The organism is Lysinibacillus sp. NPDC093688, assembly GCF_050280145.1.
Lineage (GTDB): Bacteria > Bacillota > Bacilli > Bacillales_A > Planococcaceae > Lysinibacillus > Lysinibacillus xylanilyticus_B.
Genome location: NZ_JBNNUX010000020.1, coordinates 48494 through 70432, shown reverse-complemented (window position 1 = coordinate 70432; position 21939 = coordinate 48494). Strand labels below are relative to the sequence as shown.

Sequence of the window (21939 nt, the reverse complement as noted above, 5' to 3'; positions counted from 1 at the left end):
GAGTCGTGTTCATGCATGGAACACGACTCTTCTGATTACTTAAAATAGTTAGTGATAAATTGGTTGGCTTCTTGCCAATTATAAACTCGTACGACATTGTCCGGAACAGCAAGACGGTTATATGGAGTGTCAAATAATACGACCGGTATTTTTAATTCTTCCGCAAGCATGACCGCATTATCATGCTTATCCTCAAAAAATGCCTGAACACCATACTTTTTTGCTGCGGAAATTTTATCGTGACTACCGATGAGCTCGATATGATCGTATGGAATAGACTGTGATTTAAACCAATTTACAGTCACATCTGATACATTCTCACCACGAGCAGAGATGTAATAAAGTTCGTAGTTTTCTATCCACGTATTTAAAATATCTTTTGCATCTTTAGCTGCTTCAGATACTTCGTACATATACGGCTCATTTTCTTTAAACCATGTATTAAATGCTACGCGATCAACAGGGTGGGGAAATGCTGATAAAAAATCATACTCGCACACATCGTCAAGCGTAATATTTACATTGTATTGTTTATTGATATGTGGGATGAGTGTACTAGGACATGTCACTGTTCCGTCGATATCAATCCCAAAGCGTGGCTTTTTCATGCTAGCACCTCCTTAGGCGTTCGCTTTAGCTGCTTCTTCAGCCGCGCGTTTTTCTGCCATTTCAGCGGCTAATTTATCGATTTCTTTTTTCAACTCTTCTACCATTGTTTCTTCAGGCACTTTACGAACTGTTTTACCCTTCATAAATAGTAAACCTTCACCACGAGCACCAGCAATACCGATGTCGGCTTCGCGTGCTTCACCAGGACCGTTTACCGCACAACCAAGCACCGCTACTTTTAACGGTACACTAAGTTTAGAAATATATTCTTCTACTTCATTGGCAATTGAAATTAAATCAATTTCGATACGACCACATGTTGGACAAGAAATAAGGGTTGCCATATTAGAAGCAAGACCAAATGATTTTAATAGCTCACGTGCTACTTTTATTTCTTCAACAGGGTCTGCAGATAGTGAAATACGTAATGTATTACCAATACCTTTTGATAGAATTGCACCAAGGCCAGCTGCTGATTTTACTGTACCAGCAAATAATGTACCTGATTCAGTAATTCCTAAGTGTAAAGGATAATCAAAGGCTTTAGACGCTTTCTCGTAGGCTTCAATCGCAAGATTTACGTCTGATGCCTTCATAGATACGATAATATCGTGGAAGTCCAAGTCTTCCAAAATTTTAATATGGTGAAGGGCAGATTCTACCATACCGTCTGCAGTAGGGTAACCGTATTTTTCTAAAATATGACGCTCTAATGAACCAGCGTTTACCCCAATACGGATTGGAATACCTTTTGCCTTTGCTGCATTAACAACAGCCTCTACCTTTTCCTTACGCCCAATATTACCTGGGTTAATACGAACTTTATCGATACCATTTTCAATTGCTTTTAATGCTAATTTATAGTCAAAGTGAATATCAGCTACTAATGGAATATGGATACGTTTTTTAATTTCTGCAATCGCATCAGCTGCACGCTCATCTGGTACTGCGACACGAACAATTTGACAGCCTGCTTCCTCAAGACGAAGAATTTCCGCTACTGTTGCTTCAACATCATGTGTTTTTGTTGTACACATACTTTGAATGAATAATTCATTACTACCACCTATTGTTAAGTTACCGACACGCACAGGACGTGTATTTGTACGGTGACAAATCTCACTCATTAACTTTCTCTCCTTTTCGGGTCATACTTTCAACCGTCACTGACATTTATTTTAGCAGTGTAAGAAAATAAGGACAAGGAAGAAACGCTAACTTTTCATTTTCCGCATTTGTTTTCAAAGTCAAATGACAGCGGAAGCTTAATATTTTCACCAGGAACAAGAGCCTGTAATTGTAAGTGCGGATTCAATTCATAAAAAAGCTGTAAACGTTCAGGAAAGGTCATGGGTACTTTTGCGGGATGAAGTGCAAATAAACTGTGAATGGTATCGCCTTGAATAGTCTGTACAGTGATATAACTTGGCTCTCGCTCCTTCTCACATAGGGTGTTTTCTGTATTTTTCGGATAAAAGGCAGCGAGATGTAATGATCCTTCTGTTAAATCTACTTTTATAACAAAAGCAAAAATAATAATGATAGCTGTTAACATTAAAGCACGCAAAAAATCCCCTCCTTTTCTACACTATATTTAGAAGAGGGGGGAATCATGCACATTATTTTGTAATTGGTTGTTTTGGATATTTTGTGATGGCTACGATTAGTAGAGTCACTGTTAAAAGTGCAGAAAAACCAGAGATAATTGTACTGCTAATCGGTAGATAATCTGATAGCATACTTATTAGAATTGCCCAAGTCATGGCAAATGTTGTAGTACGCCAAATGTGACGGTATTCTCCGCGACGTTTCATGACGTTTAAAATCAGCAGACCAGCCAGGGCGTAGAGAGCAATTTGTGCAAAAATAAGCATCGTTGTAAAAACAAAAAGCATGATGAATGTCACGGGATACAAAAGCCATTTAACGCCTTCTATGTATTCAGTTATTCCATTTATACTATTCATATCAAATGTATCAACAGACATGCCAGCCGTAAAACGACCAAAAGAGAAAACTGTAACAACAGTAATTAGCAGAAAGGTATATTGAATGACTTTCCCGATAGGTAATAAACGATAGGCAGCAAGTTTTTTTGGATGAATTAAGCTATCGATCAATAGTTGTGAGTGTTTCATAAACATATCTCCTCCAATCGTTATTTTACCATGTTCAACTTTGACAAGATATGAAATAAGAAATAATAACTGAGAATACGATAATGAAATGGTTCATTGCCAAATGTTGTGGATGACTTTTGTTAAAACGTATACTATGTAAATAAGTTGATCTTCGTTACGACTGGGCGACTCCTTGGGGATCAGCAATAGAGGAACGAAGGTTAAAACCATCACATCCTGTGATAAAGCCTTCGTGACCAACATCGTGTTGGCCCGAAACCCTGGAGCGAAGCGGGAGGGGAACGAAGGCTAAAAGCATCACGTCCTGTGATAACGCCTTCGTGACCAACATCCTGTTGCCCCGACGCCCCCAGGAAGCTCTGCTCTGCGCGAAAGCGAAGCGTCAGCGACAAAGCGCCCAGTCGGAACGGAAATCAACCACACGTTTTGGTGATGATCCAATGAAATGTTAATATTGTGTAAAGAAGTTAAAGGTTATCTTTACTTTTTCTATACTATCATTTAAAGATTATGATTAGAGTAGTAGAGACGTAGGAATTGGAGCGAATACAATTGACAATAGATTGGCAAAGCATACTGTTTCAATTTTTAGGCGGTTTAGGAGTCTTTTTATTTTCCATTAAATTTATGGGGGATGGGCTCCAAAAATCGGCAGATGATCGACTGCGCGAATGGTTGAATCGTTTTACAACAAATCCTTTAATGGGCGTGTTAGTGGGCATAGTTGTGACGATCTGTATCCAGTCGAGCTCTGCAACGACAGTGATTACGGTTGGGCTAGTGAGTGCAGGTTTTTTAACATTACGACAAGCAATCGGTGTCATCATGGGAGCCAATATTGGAACGACAATAACCGCATTTATTATTGGTATAAATATCGGCATTTATTTTTATCCTTTATTAGCGATTGGTGCAGGGTTGTTATTTTTCTTTAAGAAAGCGACCTATCAGTATATCGGGCAAATATTATTCGGCTTCGGGGGATTATTTTTAGGATTAGAGTTAATGAGTGCAAGTATGCAGTCACTACATCAATTAGCTGATTTTGAATCATTAACGCTTCAACTAAGCAATCAGCCCGTTGTAGGGGTTTTTCTAGGGGCAGTTTTTACATTGCTTGTGCAAAGCTCAACAGCGACTGTTGGTGTGCTCCAGGGCTTATACGCTGAGCATTTAATTGGCTTAGATAGTGCTCTACCTATTTTATTTGGTGAAAATATAGGAACGACCGTTACAGCAGTATTAGCCTCACTCGGTGCTTCTATATATGCTAAACGTGCGGCAGCGGCGCATGTGTTATTTAATATTATAGGTACGATCATTTTCATGGTGTTCTTTACACCATTTATGCAGTACGTTCTTTGGATTAGCGGGCTATTCCATTTAGAACCGAAAATGCAAATAGCGTTAGCACATGGCTCATTTAACATCATTAATATGATGATTCTGCTGCCATTTATCGGAGGATTGGCAGCACTTGTCACGAAGCTAGTGCCTGGGCGTGATGGAAATATTGATGTGACAACGAAACATTTAGATCCATCATTCATCGATTCCTCTCCAGCGATTGCACTTGGGCAAGCGAAGGAGGAAGTGCTACGTATGGGGGAGCATGCGCTTCATGGTTTAGAAGAAACTTTTTTATATATGAAAACAGGTGAGGCTGCTCATATTCCTACAGTTTTACAATTAGAAGTTGCGCTCAATCATTTAGACAAGGAAATCACAAATTATTTAGTAATGGTGTCTAAGCAGCCACTTTCTCGCGCAGACTCAGTAAGACACCATACACTTCTAACAAATGTACGAGACATTGAGCGTATTGGTGATCATTTTGAAAATATTTTAGAACTTTTACAATATAAAGATCATCATGAGGTAAGTTTAAGTAAGTCAGCACGACAGGATTTAATAGGCATGTTTAGCTTAGCGATTGAAGCTGTACGAAAGAGCATCGCGGCTCTGGATACAGCTAGTTTGAGCTTGGCGCAGGAAGTGACTGAGCTCGAAAGCTTGATAGATGATATGGAAGATAAGCTTAGACAAAAGCATATTGCGCGCTTAAATACAAATGAATGTAATGGAGCGGCGGGAATTGTCTACACGGATATCGTTAGCAATTTAGAGCGTATAGGAGATCATGCTGTAAATATAGCTGACTCTATTTTAGGAATTAGAAATTAAGGAAATGAAACCTTCAGCTTTGTAAATCCGTATGAAAGGCACTGCGCGATCAGGCGGGTTAAATAGGGTCATTGGGATTTCTTTGTTGAGAATGAGCTTTAGCTAGGAGGAAACAGCTCAACTCTCGTCAGTAAAGGAAATTATGACTTCTAATTAACTAACCTGATGCACGACAAAAGGAGAGGATTTTTATGGAAGTTGTTGGCTGGATCTTAGTGATTGCCTGCTTTATCATTTCATTTGTTGGATTGATATACCCGATTATTCCAGGTGTGCTTTTTTTACTTGGTGGTTTTTTAATATATGGATTATTTTTTACATTTGCAGAGTTAAGCTGGTTGTTCTGGGTGAGTGAAATAATATTTGTTGTCATATTATTTGTTGCCGATTCTGTAGCAAACGCATTTGGTATTAAAAAATTCGGTGGCTCCAATGCAGGCATGTGGGGCAGTACCATTGGTTTGTTAATTGGTCCGTTCGTCATTCCGGTTCTAGGAATAATAGTAGGTCCATTTTTAGGAGCGGTAATTGCAGAGCTAATTGTAGAGCGTCGTACATTTGGAGAGGCTGTGAAAAGCGGTGTTGGCTCTCTCGTTGGTTTCTTAACATCAACACTTGCAAAAGCAGTGATTCAAATCGTCATGATTGTTGTGTTCTTTATAGCGATATGATTTTCACGTATAACAATTTAACTTCTTTCAGCGGGTGTCCAACCACCCACTGAAAGAAGTTAAAGCCTCCGGCGGATGTCACAGAATCGGAAAGGAGTTCTTTGTGCAAGCACAAACCGATTCCGGACGCAATTATGCCAAGGCATAATTGATAAAATAGGTTAGGTTAGTAATCGTACTGGCTTTTCAGTCAAAAGGCTGAAATCTTTCATTTGAAGTATTTTTCGTTGAATGGTTTGACCAATTTTGATAATCTAAGAATGTACTAATTATTTCTTTACTTTAGGAGGAACTTAACAATGGCTTATGTATTACCACAATTAACTTACGCTTATGACGCATTAGAACCACATATCGATGCAAAAACAATGGAAATTCACCATTCAAAACACCACAATACTTATGTAACAAACTTAAACGCAGCAGTAGAAGGCACTGAATTTGCTGAAAAAGACATTAACGATCTTATCGCAAACATTGATGCTCTTCCAGCTGACAAACAAACTGCTGTTCGTAACAATGGTGGCGGACATGCTAACCATACATTATTCTGGGAAGTAATCGCTCCAGGCGGTTCAAACACTCCAGTTGGCGAAGTAGCAAAAGCAATCGATGCTAAATTCGGTTCTTTCGATGCATTCAAAGAAGAATTTGCAAAAGCTGCTACAACTCGCTTCGGTTCAGGTTGGGCTTGGTTAATCGTTGATGGTGACTCAGTTGCTGTTACATCTACTCCAAACCAAGACTCTCCAGTTATGGAAGGTAAAAAGCCAGTCCTAGGTTTAGACGTTTGGGAGCATGCTTACTACTTAAACTACCAAAACCGTCGTCCAGATTACATCGGCGCATTCTGGAACGTAGTAAACTGGGATGTAGTGGAAGCTAAATTCCAAGCTGCAAAATAATCTCTGTTTAATAGAAGGCTATGTCAAAGGTGATGTATCACCGAGGCATAGCCTTTTTTGCTGTCTTTTTTAGGTCTTAACTCTTCGAGGTAATACAAGGTAGAGGTGAATGTTCCAACACACCTGCAAAAAATGGCAGTCAGTCGGTGAATAGAAAAAGGCGCTCGCCGGACTGTTTGGAGAAGTTTTTTAGTGCGCCTCACCCTCCAATATTAACTTCTTACTGCTAACGCTGCGTTTTCGCACAAAAAACATTTGTTGCTGCCGCTACGTTGCACTACGCTTTCGCACAAAAAACATTTGTTGCTGCCGCTACGTTGCACTACGCTTTCGCACAAAAAACATTTGTTGCCCTAAAGCCTCAGGCGGATATAAAAAAATTTTTCAAGTAATCGGTAAAAACAGAAACTTTTCATCTTAAAGTGCCGTCAAATAAATGATGTTTTCAAACATAAATTCACAAGTACACGCTTTCCTGACGTACCTTCGAATGGTATACTAAGTATCGTGTATTTAAATTGTAATTAGATGAGGAGGGGAATACATATGCGCAAAGTACCGGGAAAAAACCGCGCGACGAATGTTAAAGCAAAACATCACTCTAATTTAACATTTCGTATGAATGTCCTTTTCTTTGCTATATTTATCGTATTTTCGATGCTAATTTTTAGGCTTGGCTATATGCAGATTGTAAAAGGGGAAGATTATGTACGCGATTTAGAGCGTAAAGAAGAGGTACCTGTCAATACAAGTGTGCCAAGGGGACGTATGTATGATCGATACGGACGTATTTTAGTGGATAACCAACCAGAAAATGCTATTACGTATACGAAAATGCCAACGACGACAACTGAAGAAATGCTGGAAATAGCGGAAAAGCTGGCACAATTGATTGAACAGCCAACAAACCGTGTCACTTTACGTGATAAGCAGGATTTTTGGATTATTAAAAATCATGACGCTGCCTATGCAAAAGTAACAAAGGCAGAAGAAAAGAAAATTAAAACCCAAGAAAATATGACGACAAGTCAAATCAATGGACAGATAGATAAACTTGTTCGTGAACGAATTACAAACGAAGAATTATTGCAATTGACAGACAAGGACATGGAAGTATTAGCAATCTATCGAGAGATGGTATCAGGCTACAATTTATCACCGCAAATTATTAAGAGTGAAAATGTGTCAGCTGATGAATTTGCACGTGTCTCTGAGCGTTTAACTGAACTAACAGGCGTTAACACAACAACGGACTGGAAGCGTTTGAAATTATCATCGCTTGCTATTTTAGGACGCACAACAGTACCAGTAAAAGGGATTCCGAGAGAAAAGCTGAATTATTATTTAGCTCGAGATTATTCACGAAATGACCGTGTTGGTGAAAGTTATATTGAAGCGCAATATGAAGATTTACTGCAAGGACAAAAAACCGTTGTTAAAAATATTACGAATAAAAAAGGGCAGGTAGTCGATACCGTTACGACCTATAAAGGTGAGCCTGGTAAAGATTTAAAACTGACAATTGATAGTGAGCTACAATTAGAAACAGAAAAAATTGTCGAGCGAGAATTGCTTAACTTAAAAGCAAGAGCGGGTTCGTATTTACTTGATCGTGCCTTTTTAGTCATGATGGACCCAAATACAGGCGATATTTTATCAATGGTTGGTAAAAAGATTGAGAAAAATCCTGAAACAGGGAAATATGAAGTCGTCGATTATTCGTATGGGACCTTTACAACAGCCTATGAGTCTGGCTCTTCAGTTAAGGCAGCAACTGTTCTTGCTGGTTATAATGAAGGAGTTATTTCAATGGGTACTTATCAGGGAGATGAACCTATCGAATTAGCTGGGACACCTACAAAAGCGTCAATTTTTAACCGAAGTGGTTACATTACGATGAATGATTTAACAGCTCTAGAACGTTCGTCGAATGTTTATATGTTTAAAATTGCTATGCTTATGAATGGAACACCATATAGCTATAAGATGCCACTTCGCTTAAAGGATGATACATTCTCGAAAATGCGCAATAATTATGCGCAATTTGGCTTAGGTGTAAAAACAGGTATTGACTTGCCAAATGAATTTAGTGGTGTACAGGGTCCATCTGGTCCAACGATGGGTGGTAAAACACTCGACTTAGCGATTGGACAATATGATACGTATACACCTTTACAATTGGCACAGTATATCTCGACAATCGCAAATGGCGGTTATCGTATTCAGCCACATGTTGTGAAAGAGGTACGTGAGCCATCAAGTGATGGGCAACAGTTAGGTCCATTAGTGTCTGAAATAGGACCAACAATTTTAAATCGTGTCGATAATCCTGTAGAAGAAATTGATTATGTGAAAAAAGGGTTACGTCTAGTTTATACAGGTTCGCAAGGTACTGCGCGAGCTCAATTTGCAAATACTCCATATACAGCGGCAGGAAAAACAGGAACAGCTGAGGTAGTGTATTTCGGACCGTTAAAAGAGCATTATGGTACGGATACACTTACTTTTACACATGTTGGCTTTGCTCCTTATGAAAATCCTGAAATTGCCTATGCTGTTGTCATTCCATGGGCAACAACAGGTCGTGAACATTTACCAAATAATAATATTATTGCTCGCGATGCTTTAGACAAATATTTTGAGTTAAAAGCAAAATATAATGCCGAAAAAGTGACAGATAGTAATGTAAAACAACCAATTTTACCAGCTATTACACAAGACAAAATTGGTGAAGATGAGCAAAAATAAGAGAAACCGCTAGTGCATTTCAATGCCTAGCGGTTTTTTTACAGTTTCAGAGTATTATTGAATACCCACAAAAAAACCACGATATGAAAGATCATAACTTTCATACCGTGGTTTATTTATTCTTCAATGGAAGACTTATTGTACAGATAATTGCTGAATAGCTATTTCAAATTGTTGTTTCGGTTTTATTCCATAAAGCTCTATATTATTACAAAAATAAGACTCTACCATATAATCAACGGCTTCCTGTAGAGTATATTCCCGATGATCCATAATAAGTGTTAAATATGTTTTAAAGTAATTGGCATTTTGTACTTTTGCATGTTTAATCACAAAGTCAAACTCCTCTTAGATTATTTCCTGACACAATTGCTTATTATAGCATCTTTCCATTAGGAAGCAAGTTTATCTTCATTCAGAAGAAGGCTCCCACCTCTGAAGGTAGTGAGATGAATGCGGATGTGATCCTTTTCAGTGGGTGTCCAAGCACTTACTGAAAGAACTTAGTCTAAGTACGTCATTTCATGTGACGGTTTATTTATAGCGACAGCAACAAAATATTTACTGTGCGAAAGCGAAGCGACAGCAACAAAATGTTTACTGTGCGAAAGCGAAGCGACAGCAACAAATCCGTCAATTGTAAATCCATCTTTACAATCGTTTACAAAGCATTACATTCCTTTACATCTCTTTTACGAACCGTTTATACGACTTCAACAATTAGTCATTATAGTAAAGATTGTAAGACAAACAACTATAAAAAATGTTAGTGACGGAGGCAAATGAGATGAAAAAGTGGAAGTACTTAACGATGACAGCGGTAATGGGGTCAGCATTAATGCTTGGGGCGTGTGGTAATGACTCTGCACAAAATGGTAACAATGCAGAAACAAATGCACCATCGAACTCAGGACAAGATGCTGCTGACAAAAAACTGCAAGGAGCTGTAGCTGGAGATGGTTCTTCAACAGTCGCACCAATTATTGAAGCAGTTGTTGAAGAGTATGCAGGGACTCAACCGAATGTCAAAGTATCGGTAGGTGTTTCAGGTACTGGTGGTGGCTTTGAAAAATTCATCGCAGGTGAGACAGACTTTTCTAATGCATCTCGTCATATAAAAGATGAAGAGAAAGCAAAACTAGAGAAAGCAGGAGTTGCTTTTACAGAGCTTCCTTTAGCATATGATGGCATATCCGTTGTCGTGAATCCTGAGAATGATTGGGCAAAAGATTTAACTGTTGAGCAATTAAAGAAAATCTGGGTTGAAGATGGTAAACCTAAAAAATGGTCTGATATAGATCCATCTTGGCCAGATGAAAAGATCGTGTATTATTCACCAGGTACTGACTCAGGAACGTACGATTACTTTGATGAAACGATTTTAGACGGTGCTGATCTAGCAAAATCAGCAACATTATCAGAGGATGATAACATGCTAGTTCAAGGTGTAGCGGGTGACAAAAACGCAATCGGCTTCTTTGGCTACGCTTACTACTTAGAAAATAAAGATAAATTAGGTATTGTGAAAGTTAACGGCATTGAGCCAACAAATAAAACAATTGAATCTGGTGAATACGCACCGCTTTCAAGACCACTATTTGTATACGTGAAAAATAGTGCTATGAAAGACAGTGAAGCGGCATATGATTTCATCAAATTTACACTTGAGCATGCAGGAGAAATGGCAGAAGCAGTAGGTTATGTCAGTCTACCTGAAGATGAATATAGTAAAGCTTTAAAAACTTTAGAAGGCTTAAAATAAGTAGACATGCATAGAGGGAAAGAGATGTATGCTCTTTCCCTCTCTTATTTGAAAGGAGCACCCAATGGTTTCTCAAAAAGAAAACAAGACATCATCTGTGCAGCAATTAATTGCAAATTCGCGCAATCATAAAACAAGGAAAATAGTGGAAAAAGCAATGCCAACTCTATTATTTTCTGCGGCACTTATTTCTATATTGACGACATTTGGCATTGTTTTCACCCTTATTTTTGAAACGTTTGAATTTTTTAAACGTGTTTCGATTACGGATTTCCTATTTGGTACACAGTGGCTACCGTTTTCAGGAAAGGAACCGTTATTTGGGATTTTACCTTTAATAGCTGGAACATTGAAAGTTACGCTTATTGCAGTTGTCGTAGCAGTTCCATTTGGCATAGCTTCGGCCATTTATTTAAGTGAATATGCAAGTGAAAAAATAAGACGTACAGTTAAACCTATTTTAGAAGTGTTAGCGGGTGTACCAACAATCGTTTATGGCTTCTTTGCATTAACATTTGTAACGCCGATGTTACAGCAAATTGTCCCAGGGTTAAAACTTTTTAATGCACTTAGTCCAGGGATTGTTGTTGGGATTATGATTTTACCAATGATTACGTCACTTTCTGAGGATGCGATGTCATCAGTCCCAAATAGTATGCGAGAAGGAGCTCTAGCTCTTGGAGCAACAAAGTTTGAAGTAGCTATAAAAGTAGTATTACCAGCTGCATTATCAGGCATTATCTCTTCAGTTGTTCTCGCCATTTCCCGGGCAATAGGTGAAACTATGATCGTATCACTTGCAGGCGGATCTACACCTAAATTTGATTTAGATGTGACAGACTCGATTCAAACGATGACTGCGTATATTGTACAAGTTGCAACAGGCGACGCTGGTTATGGTACGACAATTTATTATTCGATTTATTCAGTCGGATTCACATTATTTATCTTTACTTTAGTGATGAATTTACTAGCCCACTATATTTCGAAACGCTTCAGGGAGGTTTACTAGCATGCGCTATATGGATGACACGGTCGTCATGAAACGAATGACAAAGCGTATTACATTCAATAAAGTTTGGAAGTCATTTTTCTTCTTAGCAACAACCTTTGCTTTAGTGACACTTGTTATTTTGCTTTACCGTATAGTAACACAAGGTGTCGACTATTTATCCATTGATTTTTTAACAAATTTTGCTTCACGTTTTGCAGATAAAGCGGGCATTAAGGCAGCTTTAATAGGCTCACTTTGGTTGATGGCAGTTGTTGCTCCAGTATCGATTTTATTAGGTGTAGGGACTGCGATTTATTTAGAGGAGTATGCAAAGAAAAATAGACTAAATGATTTTATTCGTATGAATATCTCGAACTTAGCAGGTGTTCCTTCCATTGTTTTTGGTTTACTTGGGTTAACAATTTTTGTTCGAATGTTGGGACTAGGGAAGAGTGTTTTAGCAGCCGGTTTAACAATGAGTTTATTAATTTTACCAGTGATCATTGTTGCGGCGCAGGAGGCTATTCGTGCAGTACCGAGTGAACAACGGGAAGCTTCTTATGGTATGGGTGCGACAAAATGGCAAACGATATTGCATGTTGTGCTACCAGCAGCCATTCCTGGGATTTTAACAGGAAGTATATTAGCGTTGTCTCGTGCGATTGGTGAAACAGCACCACTAGTTGTTTTAGGTATTCCAGTTATTTTACAGTTTTTACCTAACGGTTTATTAAGTCAATTCACAGCTTTACCAATGCAAATATACGATTGGGCAAAACGTCCGCAAGAGGCATTTCAATATGTAGCGGCAGCCGGTATTTTAGTACTGATGACAGTGCTTTTACTGATGAACTCTATTGCCATCTTTATTCGAAATAAATTCCAAAAACGTTATTAATGAGGTGACCTTATGGTACTAGGTATTAAAGAGGAAAAATCTATTGTCAAACCGATTCATACGGCTACAAAGCCTTCTGCTGACGTTGCCAAAAAAGTGGTATATGATACACGTAATTTAAATTTATGGTACGGCGATCATCACGGTTTAAAAGATATCAATTTAAGCATTTATGAAAATGAAGTAACAGCTATAATTGGTCCTTCTGGTTGTGGGAAATCCACTTATTTAAAAACTCTAAATCGAATGGTAGAGCTTGTACCGAGTGTTCGAACATCAGGAGAAATAGTCTATCGTGAGCGCAATATTTTAGATAAAAACTATACGGTTGAGGAATTACGCACTCGAGTAGGTATGGTATTCCAGAAGCCAAACCCATTCCCAAAGTCTATCTACGATAATATTGCATATGGTCCGCGTATTCATGGCATTAAAAATAAAAAGATACTTGATGAGATTGTCGAAAAATCTTTACGTGGTGCGGCAATTTGGGATGAAGTAAAGGATCGCTTAAATCAAAATGCATACGGCCTATCAGGTGGTCAACAACAACGAATCTGTATTGCGCGTTGTTTAGCGATTGAACCAGATGTTATTTTAATGGATGAGCCAACATCCGCACTTGATCCAATTTCTACATTAAAAGTCGAGGAGCTTGTACAAGAGCTGAAAAAAGATTATTCAATTATTATTGTGACACATAATATGCAACAAGCGGCGCGAATTTCCGATCGTACAGCGTTTTTCCTAAGTGGAGAGGTTGTTGAATACGATAAAACAGACGTTATCTTCCAAACACCAGCAGATCAACGTACTGAAGATTATATTTCAGGTCGTTTCGGCTAAGGAGGAGCAGTAGATGGTAGTACGTGAACGTTTTGAACAGGAATTAAAAGAAGTCCAAGAACAATTTATTGAGATTGCCAATAATAGTGTCAACGCTCTTAAATTAGCATTTGAAGCATTATTAAATCAAGATTTAGAGGCATCCTTAAAAATTCTTGAGGACGATTTAATCATCAATCGTCTTGAAGAAGAAATCAATGATCGTGTTATTTTAATGATTGCGAAGCAGCAGCCTGTAGCTACTGATTTACGTCGTCTCATGGTGCTTGTCAAAGCGGCATCTGATATGGAAAGAGTAGGGGACTATGCGGTTAATATTGCAAAAGAGACGATTCGTATTGGCAAAGAGCCACTTGTCTTTCCTACAACAAACTTGCAAACGATGTGTAATAAGACTGTAGAAATGCTAGAAAGTATTATTAAAGCCTTTACAGAGGAAGATACTGCTCATGCCAAGGAAATTGCTGAGCTAGATGATTACGTCGATGATTTATATGGAGCGACAGTAACGCTATTGCTACGTGCCGGAGCTGAAAATCCAGCACATATTTCTCAAATCACACATTTAACATTTGTTTGCCGCTATTTAGAGCGCTCAGCTGACCATGCAACAAATATTGCTGAACATTTATTTTACTTAGTCAAAGGTAAACATTATGAATTAAATAATTAGTAACGAAAGAGCCAATTATAGGCTCTTTTTTTTTCGTAGTTACGTTTTGTTGTTGTCGCTTCGCTTACGCACATAAAAACATCTTGTTGCAGCCGCTTCGCTTACGCACATAAAAACATCTTGTTGCAGCCGCTTCGTTTACGCACATAAAAATATTGTTGCTGTCGCTTCGCTTACGCAGAGATAAAACATTGTTGCTGAAGTTTTTGTTTATCACTATAAATTAGAGTAACATGTCAGAAGATACATGCTATGTAAAGTGGTTGATTGAAGCGGCTCATCGGACGCCCCCAGGAAAGCGCTCAGTCGGAACGGAAATCAACCCCTTGCATTGCTGAATATCCATATTTTGTTAATACTGAATTACAGCAACATTATTAATAAAAATAGCGTCAAAATACTGCAAGTGTTATTGTATTGTCAAAAAATTATTTTGGTTATACTATAGACATTATCCGAAAAAATGTGCTGAGGAGGTGCTGCCTCGTGAAAGACGCTGTAGAATCACTCATAGAGAAATTTGATCTGGAATTCACGCCAGAACAACGAGACTTTCTACGTTTTCTATATGAAAACTTACATCTTGAGGAATTAAGTGACAAGGAACAACATTTTTTTATTGATTATTTTTACAAGAGTGAAACATTACGAAATATGGCAGCATTTGCACTTGAATTGGCAGATATCATGCGTGAAATTTGCGAACTTATACCAGCTATTGAGCAAGCCGAACGATTAACCAATGGAAAAGAGCAGCGCTTGTATAATGAACGAAAGTGGCAAGTAGCTAGGCGTCAAAAGCTAAGTCGTCAAACAATAAAAAAAGGAAATATCCTATATGTTCCGTTTGATGAATATAAAAAAGAGGCAGGTCCAATTATTATCTGTCTTGAACAAACAACTGGTATGGCGGCATATTCTGAGCTTTGTAAAAGTATAATTTTACCGTTATTTATGAACGCGCATCGTGAACGTCGAGATTTATATATCGTTCCATATGACTGTCAAATTCATGTGCATTATCGATTCGAAAATGGTCATTTAAATTTATCTGATTTTAAGGGTTTTATTGAATATAAGGCAAAGGGAGAAGCTGCAATTCTGCCTGTACTTCATTTTGTAAAAGGCTTGCTTCAAGAAAGTCAGCATTGTACGGAAGCGGATATTATCATTTTTACAGAAGGTGCTCCGATCGATGGACAGCATCTCGTTGGAAAGCAGGCGAAGGCAGTACTCGAGGAAATGAAGCGTAAGTATCATGCTGAATTTTCGGTTATCGCTATGCATGAACATAATTTTAATGAACAGCAATTTTGGTTCGCTAATAAGGCTTTTTTTGCGGATGACGCTATTCAATAAAAAGGAAGCTGATCGTATTGTTGATTGGCTCCTTTTTTGTGAATATACATAGTAGCTAGAGGAGAATGATATGAATTCATTGAAATGGTTATTACCAAATATGTCAGCACCGACATGGATGGACGTTATTATTGCCATCGCTCTTTTTGTCGTTGGTTGGCTTTTTCAGCATTTTGTTATAAAGAAAATAATTAATCGTACGGTTACATTTTTGACAAACCATCAGCGCAACTTTCAGTCAACAGTGCTCGCACAATTTAATAAAGCGATTCGCTATGCATTCATGTTTGCGGTGATTGTACTCAGCTTAACCATTTTATTAAAAGAAAACTTATTTACAAATGCAGTGACAAAGAATTTTGTTTTGTCCATTATTGTTTTTTTCCCCTTTAAAGGTGTATATGATGTTTTACATTTTTATACGAAACAGCCTTTACAGCTGAATAGTGAAGAAGAACCAAACGTCCTGTTACCGTTTTTTCTTCGTATAGGAAAAGTGCTAATCATGTTATTGGCAATGTTTACGATTACTTCATTCTGGGATTTTAACTTGAATGGCTTTTTAACGGGGATTGGTTTAACGGGTGTGGCGATTGCCTTCGGTATTCGAGATACACTAGCGCATGTTTTTGGTGGGATGTCAGTCGCGTTAGATAACCCGTTTCAAATTGGTGATTGGATAGCAACAGAGGACCAAAAAATTGAAGGAACCATTGAGGATATTAATCTTCGAAGTACATTAATTCAAACGGGGGATAAAGGGCTTGTTTATGTACCTAACTCATATTTGGTAAATCGACCAATCTATAATTTATCCAAAAGAGAAAAACGAAAATGTGAGCATTTTTTATTTGTTGCTGCTGAAAATGAAGAAGAAACATTACGCAGTGCTTTAAGTGCTATTCATAAGGAAATTTATTTGCATGCTCAAACAGAAAAAGAAATGATTCATGTATGTATAGATGAGTTTTATCCAACTTCCTATCGAGTCCTTGTACGTTTCTTTGTGGCAACAAATGATACGGCAGTGATGCTAAATGTGCGACAGGATATTTTGTTTGCTATTCGTCAAATCTTTCAAGAACTAAATATTATAGTAGCTAATCCGGCTGAAGATGAATGGGTTAGTACTAAAAAATAATTTGAATTGTTAGTTTCCTTGTTTTACAATGAATACATGTAATCAGCTTTGATGAAGAGTAGTAGCCATTATTATTTGTTTTAGAGAGCTAGTGGCTGGTGGGAACTAGTACAAAAACATGGCGAATGGACTTCGGAGCTCTAATCTTGAATAAAGTATGGATTAGCGTCTGCCCACGTTATAGGGCATAGAGAGGGTCTTTTAACTCTTTCAGCGGATATCCAAACATTAGCTGAATCCAATTATGCTGGGCATAATTAATAAAGACCAATGAAGGTGGCACCACGGCTTTTCCGTCCTTTTGTGATGGAAAGGCCTTTTTATATGTTTTTGGCTGGACTGAACAATGTTTAACAGTTCAAAATCCGGACGCAATGTTTATACAAATGACAGAGCGTCAAAAATGCCATTGCATAATTGATAGATTTTGGTGTAGAAGAGCAGAGCATAGAGAAGGAGAGAAAGAGTATGACAGTTGAGCTTAGAAAGTTTGCCATGAAGGTATTACAAGGTGATATGATGACACCAATTTCCGTTTATCAATCACTGGAAGGGAAGCATAAAATGCTTTTCGAATCGTCTGCCAAGCATGAAGAAAGTGGGCGTTACTCGTTTATTGCCGTCAACCCAATTGCAGAACTAATTGGGGATAGGAATGGTTATTCTTTTATCAAAGATGGAGAAACAGAAAAATCGAGTGACAATGTATTAACAAAATTACAGCAAGTTATGCCATTTCATAAGACACAGTATCCTTTCGCCTTTTTTGGAGGAGCAATCGGGTTCTTTGGTTACGAAACAGCGTTTTATACAGAAAAAATAGGTGAATACTTGCAGGATGATTTAGAAATGCCGGATGTCCATATCTTTTTCTATGATACATTTATTGTTTTTGATCATTTAAAGCAAGAGATTACTTTAGCGGCGATTGATTTATTTCATGAAGGGCGTTCTCTTGAAGCGATGGAATTGGCTATTTCTACGATGAAAAAGCAGCTTCATGCTGGAACTACATTTGACGCCATGACGTTTGGAGAGCTAAATTTCAGACCAATGATTGCCAAAGAAAACTTTGTAGCAATGGTTGATCGCGCGAAGCAGCATATTCGTAAGGGTGACGTTTTCCAGATAGTCTTATCACAACGTTTCACTTCACCATATACAGGTAACCCTTTTGCTTTATATCGTCAGTTACGTACTTCTAATCCCTCACCATATATGTTCTATATGGATTTTGGTACGTATACGATTTTAGGAACATCTCCTGAAAGTCTCGTCAAGGTAAAGAATCGAAAGGTCACGACAAATCCGATAGCAGGAACGAAGCCTAGAGGTAAAACCGAGGAGCAAGATAATGCGACTGCGGAAGAACTACTAAATGATGAAAAAGAAATCGCGGAACATCGTATGCTCGTGGATTTAGGCCGAAATGATCTTGGTCGTATTGCTAAAGTGGGTTCAGTGAAGCTTATAAAATATATGAATATTGAGCGTTATAAACATGTTATGCATATTGTATCGGAGGTTATCGGTGAATTACATGAGGATGTACATGTTTTAGATGTTCTCCGAGCTTGCTTGCCTGCCGGTACTGTTTCGGGTGCCCCGAAAATTCGCGCTATGCAGCTAATCAATGAGCTAGAGCCTGTGAAGCGTGGTGTCTACGCTGGCGCAGTAGGCTATATTTCCACTACAGGAGACATGGATTTAGCTCTAGCCATTCGGACAATGATCATCAAGGATTATCGTGCCCATGTTCAGGCAGGGGCCGGTATTGTGTACGATTCAGTACCTTTGTCAGAATACGAGGAAACACTAAATAAAGCTCGCGCGTTATTGGAGGTAAAACAATGATTTTATTGATCGATAACTATGATTCCTTCACATATAATTTATTTCAGCAAATACGTATGCTTGGAAAAGATGTGAAAGTAATACGTAATGACGAAATGACAATCGAAGAAATTAAGCAAATGCAACCAGAAGCGATTATTTTATCGCCCGGTCCAGGTACGCCAATTGATGCTGGAATAACAGTGGATGTTGTCAAAGAGCTTTATACAGAATTTCCGATTTTGGGCATTTGTCTTGGGCATCAATCGATAGGGCAAGCTTTTGGGGGGAGCATCGTTCAAGCTAAACATATAATGCATGGGAAAATTTCTACGATTCAATACGAAAAAACAGGCTTATTTGCTCAGTTAGACGGTAAAATCGACGTAATGCGCTATCATTCCCTTGTCATTAAGCCAAGCACGTTACATGAGGATTTTAATATTTTAGCAAAGTCCAGTGATGATGGGGAAATTATGGCGATTCAACATAAGGAGTACCCACTTTTTGGGCTACAATTTCATCCAGAATCTATTGGGACACAAGAGGGCAGCGTAATGATGCGAACTTTCATAGAACAAATTTCATAAACGAAACAAAATAGGCTGTCATCCAAAATCAGTAGTTGTGATTTTGGATGACAGCCGTTTTTACAAATAGGAGAGTAATATTATTGCTTTTTCCCTGTAATCAATTTTGCAATTTCCTCTAAGGACATTGAAGAATTGACCTCGTAGGTACCAATTTGTAAGCTTCGAGCGTATTTAGGATTAGCAAGTAAAAGTTCCATTTCAATACTATTTTCGATGACGCCACCATCTTCAAGTTTTTGCGCCACAGTATATGGTTCCATACCACTATAAATTTGGAGTGTCATAGTAGTAACGTTTCCTTGAGATGCCGATTCCTGTTTGTCTTTAGCCGTTGTTTTAGGTGCATCTGTTTTCTGCGTGTTTTCCTTCGGCGCTTGCTTAACTTGTTCCTTTAACAATGCAATTTTTTTATTTGCCTGTTCAAGTTTTTTTTGCAGCTCCTCTACATGTTCGGTGTTTTTGGAAGCTTTAGTTGGAAGACCGATATTGAAATCAAAACGAACTGCTAAAGCTAGCAAAGCTCCGACAAGAAAAAGTGCAATGCCAAATGCGCGGATAGCGGACTTATTCATAGATTACCGACCTCCGTTTGCAATCACTTGGCGGACTTGCTCTTCTGTTAAATTGGAACGAATACTTATATCGGCTACAGAAAGACCCTGCTTATTTAGTTCAAGTACCTGACTTATAATAATTTGATGTATAGGTTTCGTTTTTGGAGCAGGTTGTCCTGTTTTCGATGTTTGAGCAGCCTGTTGAACAGTTTGCATGACCTGTTGGATGTTCGGATTTGGTATCGTGTTATTTTGTGCTGACGGTGATTTAACCTGAAACTCTGGCTCTAATAACAGTTCCTCCTCAACAATTTTCAGACGACGTTTTAAATTATTTGTTTCTTGAAAAATAGAGATGGATAATTCCTCTACATCTTGTTCGACTTTTTTCGCGTTATTTTTGAAAAAGAACGACGCAATAATTAGGAGAATTCCCACAATCATAAGTATGATGGATAAATCCACTAGTTTCACCTCATTAAGTATGTAATTATAAGGTATTTTACCATATGCAAACTTAATATGAAATGAAGGTAGATTTTTTTTCAGTTTATGTTATAATAGGTTAGTCGTATAAATCATGCTCAAAATATAAATTCTTGATATAGAGTGGGAGGGTTAATAATGCGCGTAAACATTACTTTAGCTTGCACAGATTGCGGCGAACGTAACTACATTTCTAAAAAGAACAAGCGTAACAATCCAGAGCGTCTTGAACTTAAAAAATATTGCTCTCGCGAGAAGAAATACACTCTTCACCGTGAAACTAAGTAATCGCTCATTAAGCCAAAACCACATGTGGTTTTGGCTTTCTACATTTTATCTTCATTCAGCAAATGTTTTCTGTAGCGCAAGCAAAGCGTCAGCTACAGTAGACTGCCACCTCTGAAGGTGGAGAGATGAATGAGGATAAAGTTTCTTTTCAATGGGTATCCATACCACCAACTGAATGAAGATAAAGCCTCCGGCGGATGTCACGGATTTTGAAAGGAATGAATAAAGGATGTTAGCCTAAAACCTTCGCATCCTGCGAAAACGGCTAACTGACCTGCATCGGAAAAAACGCCACGTCCTGTGGCATTACCGAAATGACCGACATCGTGTCGGCCCTCATGCAGGCCTGAGCACAATTCAAAATCCGGACGCAATTACGCCAAGGCGAAATTGATTAGGAGATAGCTTAACATGGATAAAACAACTTTACGGGACGAGGTAAGGGAAGCTCTTGCCGAAATGAGCGAAGTATCTTACCAGGATCAATCATTTGCTGTATTAAAAAAAGTGTTACAGGAACCATATATAATAGAAGCAACTACAATCGGCATCACCATTTCCAATAAGCCAGAAGTCGACACAATTCAATTAATAGAAGAACTGTGGCAACTTGATAAAAAAGTGGCTATACCTAAATGTAATCCAAAAACAAGAGAAATGTCATTTTATGCTATTGAATCGTTTGACCAGCTTGAAACTGTATATATGCATTTGCGTGAGCCAATTCCAGAAAAGTGTGAGTTTGTTGACGCAAATGAAATGGATGTGATCCTTGTTCCAGGAGTTGTTTTTGATCAGTTCGGCTATCGAATAGGCTACGGCGGTGGTTATTATGATCGCTATGTATTAAACTATAAAAAGGGTAAGCTCATGTCTCTGTTATTTAACGAACAACTATATGAACATGTCCCTAGAGAAGCGCACGATTGCCCAGTAGATATCATTGTGACACCGACAAAACGTCTTGACTGTGTAACACAACGAGGAGCGAACTAAAATGGACAAAATGTTAGATATTTATGAATTACTAAAAACATATGGCACTTATATTTACACACGTGATCCGATTGGTGATTTGATGTTAATGGAGGATGAAGTTCGCGAGTTGTATAAAGCGAATGTACTAGATATTAAAGATTACCAAATGGCATTGTTACTAATTCGACAAGAAACAACAAAACTTCGTATGAAAGAAAATAGCCAGTAATGTTTTAAAATAATTCATTTGGGGTATTGTAAAAATAATGTAACAAG

General features: G+C 38.1%; 23 protein-coding genes and 1 other annotated feature. Of the genes, 16 read left to right on the top strand and 7 right to left on the bottom strand.

From position 1 onward, the window contains the following. Positions 1–35: 35 nt before the first annotated feature. From ACQKN2_RS16045 to ACQKN2_RS16030, 4 genes are all read right to left on the bottom strand, one after another. Entirely contained in the window at positions 36–608 is a 573-nt protein-coding gene (locus ACQKN2_RS16045; protein ID WP_323651530.1) for a 5' nucleotidase, NT5C type, read from the bottom strand. A 12-nt stretch (positions 609–620) separates the two neighbouring features. Continuing rightward, a complete protein-coding gene (gene ispG, locus ACQKN2_RS16040; protein ID WP_323651529.1) occupies positions 621–1736 on the bottom strand; it encodes a flavodoxin-dependent (E)-4-hydroxy-3-methylbut-2-enyl-diphosphate synthase in 1116 nt (371 codons plus the stop codon). Between the two features lie 95 nt (positions 1737–1831). Continuing rightward, the gene (locus ACQKN2_RS16035) at positions 1832–2176 is read right to left on the bottom strand and encodes a hypothetical protein (protein WP_427415831.1); all 345 of its coding nucleotides are present in this window, start codon (positions 2174–2176) and stop codon (positions 1832–1834) included. Positions 2177–2228: 52 nt separating this feature from the next. Next, on the bottom strand, positions 2229–2747 hold the full coding sequence (locus ACQKN2_RS16030) for a DUF1189 family protein (protein ID WP_427415830.1): 519 nt from the start codon (positions 2745–2747) through the stop codon (positions 2229–2231). Between the two features lie 555 nt (positions 2748–3302). On the opposite strand from ACQKN2_RS16030, the gene ACQKN2_RS16025 reads away from it, so the two are divergent. The 4 genes from ACQKN2_RS16025 to ACQKN2_RS16010 all read left to right on the top strand — a co-directional run bounded on the left by ACQKN2_RS16025 (position 3303) and on the right by ACQKN2_RS16010 (position 9258). Beyond that, the gene (locus ACQKN2_RS16025; protein WP_427415829.1) at positions 3303–4934 is read left to right on the top strand and encodes a Na/Pi cotransporter family protein; all 1632 of its coding nucleotides are present in this window, start codon (positions 3303–3305) and stop codon (positions 4932–4934) included. Between the two features lie 191 nt (positions 4935–5125). After that, positions 5126–5605, top strand: coding sequence for a DUF456 domain-containing protein (locus ACQKN2_RS16020; RefSeq protein WP_427415828.1), 480 nt, complete (start codon positions 5126–5128; stop codon positions 5603–5605). Positions 5606–5904: 299 nt separating this feature from the next. Further along, positions 5905–6510: a superoxide dismutase gene (locus ACQKN2_RS16015; protein WP_427415827.1), complete on the top strand. Its 606-nt coding sequence runs from the start codon at positions 5905–5907 to the stop codon at positions 6508–6510. Positions 6511–7056: 546 nt separating this feature from the next. Beyond that, positions 7057–9258 (top strand): peptidoglycan D,D-transpeptidase FtsI family protein, encoded by a 2202-nt coding sequence (locus ACQKN2_RS16010; RefSeq protein WP_427415826.1) that lies wholly within the window; start codon positions 7057–7059, stop codon positions 9256–9258. 135 nt (positions 9259–9393) lie between these two features. Here ACQKN2_RS16010 and ACQKN2_RS16005 read toward each other — a convergent pair whose 3' ends face one another. Further along, positions 9394–9591, bottom strand: a complete 198-nt coding sequence (locus ACQKN2_RS16005; RefSeq protein WP_427415825.1) for a hypothetical protein — start codon at positions 9589–9591, stop codon at positions 9394–9396. Positions 9592–10045: 454 nt separating this feature from the next. Here ACQKN2_RS16005 and ACQKN2_RS16000 point away from each other — a divergent pair, with 454 nt between their 5' ends. From ACQKN2_RS16000 to ACQKN2_RS15960, 9 genes are all read left to right on the top strand, one after another. Further along, the gene (locus ACQKN2_RS16000) at positions 10046–11020 is read left to right on the top strand and encodes a PstS family phosphate ABC transporter substrate-binding protein (RefSeq protein WP_427415824.1); all 975 of its coding nucleotides are present in this window, start codon (positions 10046–10048) and stop codon (positions 11018–11020) included. 64 nt (positions 11021–11084) lie between these two features. Further along, a complete protein-coding gene (pstC, locus tag ACQKN2_RS15995; RefSeq protein WP_427415823.1) occupies positions 11085–12032 on the top strand; it encodes a phosphate ABC transporter permease subunit PstC in 948 nt (315 codons plus the stop codon). A gap of 1 nt (position 12033) precedes the next feature. After that, positions 12034–12912, top strand: a complete 879-nt coding sequence (gene pstA, locus ACQKN2_RS15990; protein ID WP_427415822.1) for a phosphate ABC transporter permease PstA — start codon at positions 12034–12036, stop codon at positions 12910–12912. A gap of 12 nt (positions 12913–12924) precedes the next feature. Continuing rightward, positions 12925–13758, top strand: a complete 834-nt coding sequence (gene pstB / locus ACQKN2_RS15985) for a phosphate ABC transporter ATP-binding protein PstB (protein ID WP_427415821.1) — start codon at positions 12925–12927, stop codon at positions 13756–13758. A gap of 13 nt (positions 13759–13771) precedes the next feature. Further along, positions 13772–14431: a phosphate signaling complex protein PhoU gene (phoU, locus tag ACQKN2_RS15980; protein ID WP_427415820.1), complete on the top strand. Its 660-nt coding sequence runs from the start codon at positions 13772–13774 to the stop codon at positions 14429–14431. A gap of 486 nt (positions 14432–14917) precedes the next feature. Continuing rightward, on the top strand, positions 14918–15790 hold the full coding sequence (locus ACQKN2_RS15975; protein WP_427415819.1) for a hypothetical protein: 873 nt from the start codon (positions 14918–14920) through the stop codon (positions 15788–15790). A 70-nt stretch (positions 15791–15860) separates the two neighbouring features. Beyond that, positions 15861–16931: a mechanosensitive ion channel family protein gene (locus tag ACQKN2_RS15970; RefSeq protein ID WP_427415818.1), complete on the top strand. Its 1071-nt coding sequence runs from the start codon at positions 15861–15863 to the stop codon at positions 16929–16931. Between the two features lie 39 nt (positions 16932–16970). Continuing rightward, positions 16971–17235: a binding site (T-box leader), on the top strand. 164 nt (positions 17236–17399) lie between these two features. Beyond that, on the top strand, positions 17400–18785 hold the full coding sequence (trpE, locus tag ACQKN2_RS15965; RefSeq protein WP_427415817.1) for an anthranilate synthase component I: 1386 nt from the start codon (positions 17400–17402) through the stop codon (positions 18783–18785). Beyond that, positions 18782–19354 carry an anthranilate synthase component II gene (locus ACQKN2_RS15960; protein ID WP_427415816.1) on the top strand — a complete coding sequence of 191 codons (573 nt, stop codon included), beginning with the start codon at positions 18782–18784 and terminating at the stop codon, positions 19352–19354. The genes trpE and ACQKN2_RS15960 overlap by 4 nt, the downstream gene beginning before the upstream one ends. Before the next feature lie 80 nt (positions 19355–19434). Here ACQKN2_RS15960 and ACQKN2_RS15955 read toward each other — a convergent pair whose 3' ends face one another. After that, positions 19435–19929, bottom strand: coding sequence for a hypothetical protein (locus ACQKN2_RS15955; RefSeq protein WP_427415815.1), 495 nt, complete (start codon positions 19927–19929; stop codon positions 19435–19437). A gap of 3 nt (positions 19930–19932) precedes the next feature. Then, complete coding sequence (locus tag ACQKN2_RS15950; protein ID WP_427415814.1) at positions 19933–20376, bottom strand: hypothetical protein; 444 nt, start codon at positions 20374–20376, stop codon at positions 19933–19935. A gap of 159 nt (positions 20377–20535) precedes the next feature. Between ACQKN2_RS15950 and rpmG the strand changes: the two genes are divergently transcribed. The 3 genes from rpmG to ACQKN2_RS15935 all read left to right on the top strand — a co-directional run bounded on the left by rpmG (position 20536) and on the right by ACQKN2_RS15935 (position 21892). Next, complete coding sequence (gene rpmG, locus ACQKN2_RS15945) at positions 20536–20685, top strand: 50S ribosomal protein L33 (protein ID WP_008408521.1); 150 nt, start codon at positions 20536–20538, stop codon at positions 20683–20685. Positions 20686–21096: 411 nt separating this feature from the next. Continuing rightward, a complete protein-coding gene (locus ACQKN2_RS15940) occupies positions 21097–21681 on the top strand; it encodes a 5-formyltetrahydrofolate cyclo-ligase (protein WP_427415813.1) in 585 nt (194 codons plus the stop codon). Between the two features lies 1 nt (position 21682). Further along, entirely contained in the window at positions 21683–21892 is a 210-nt protein-coding gene (locus ACQKN2_RS15935; protein ID WP_323651508.1) for a YqgQ family protein, read from the top strand. Positions 21893–21939 lie beyond the last annotated feature (47 nt).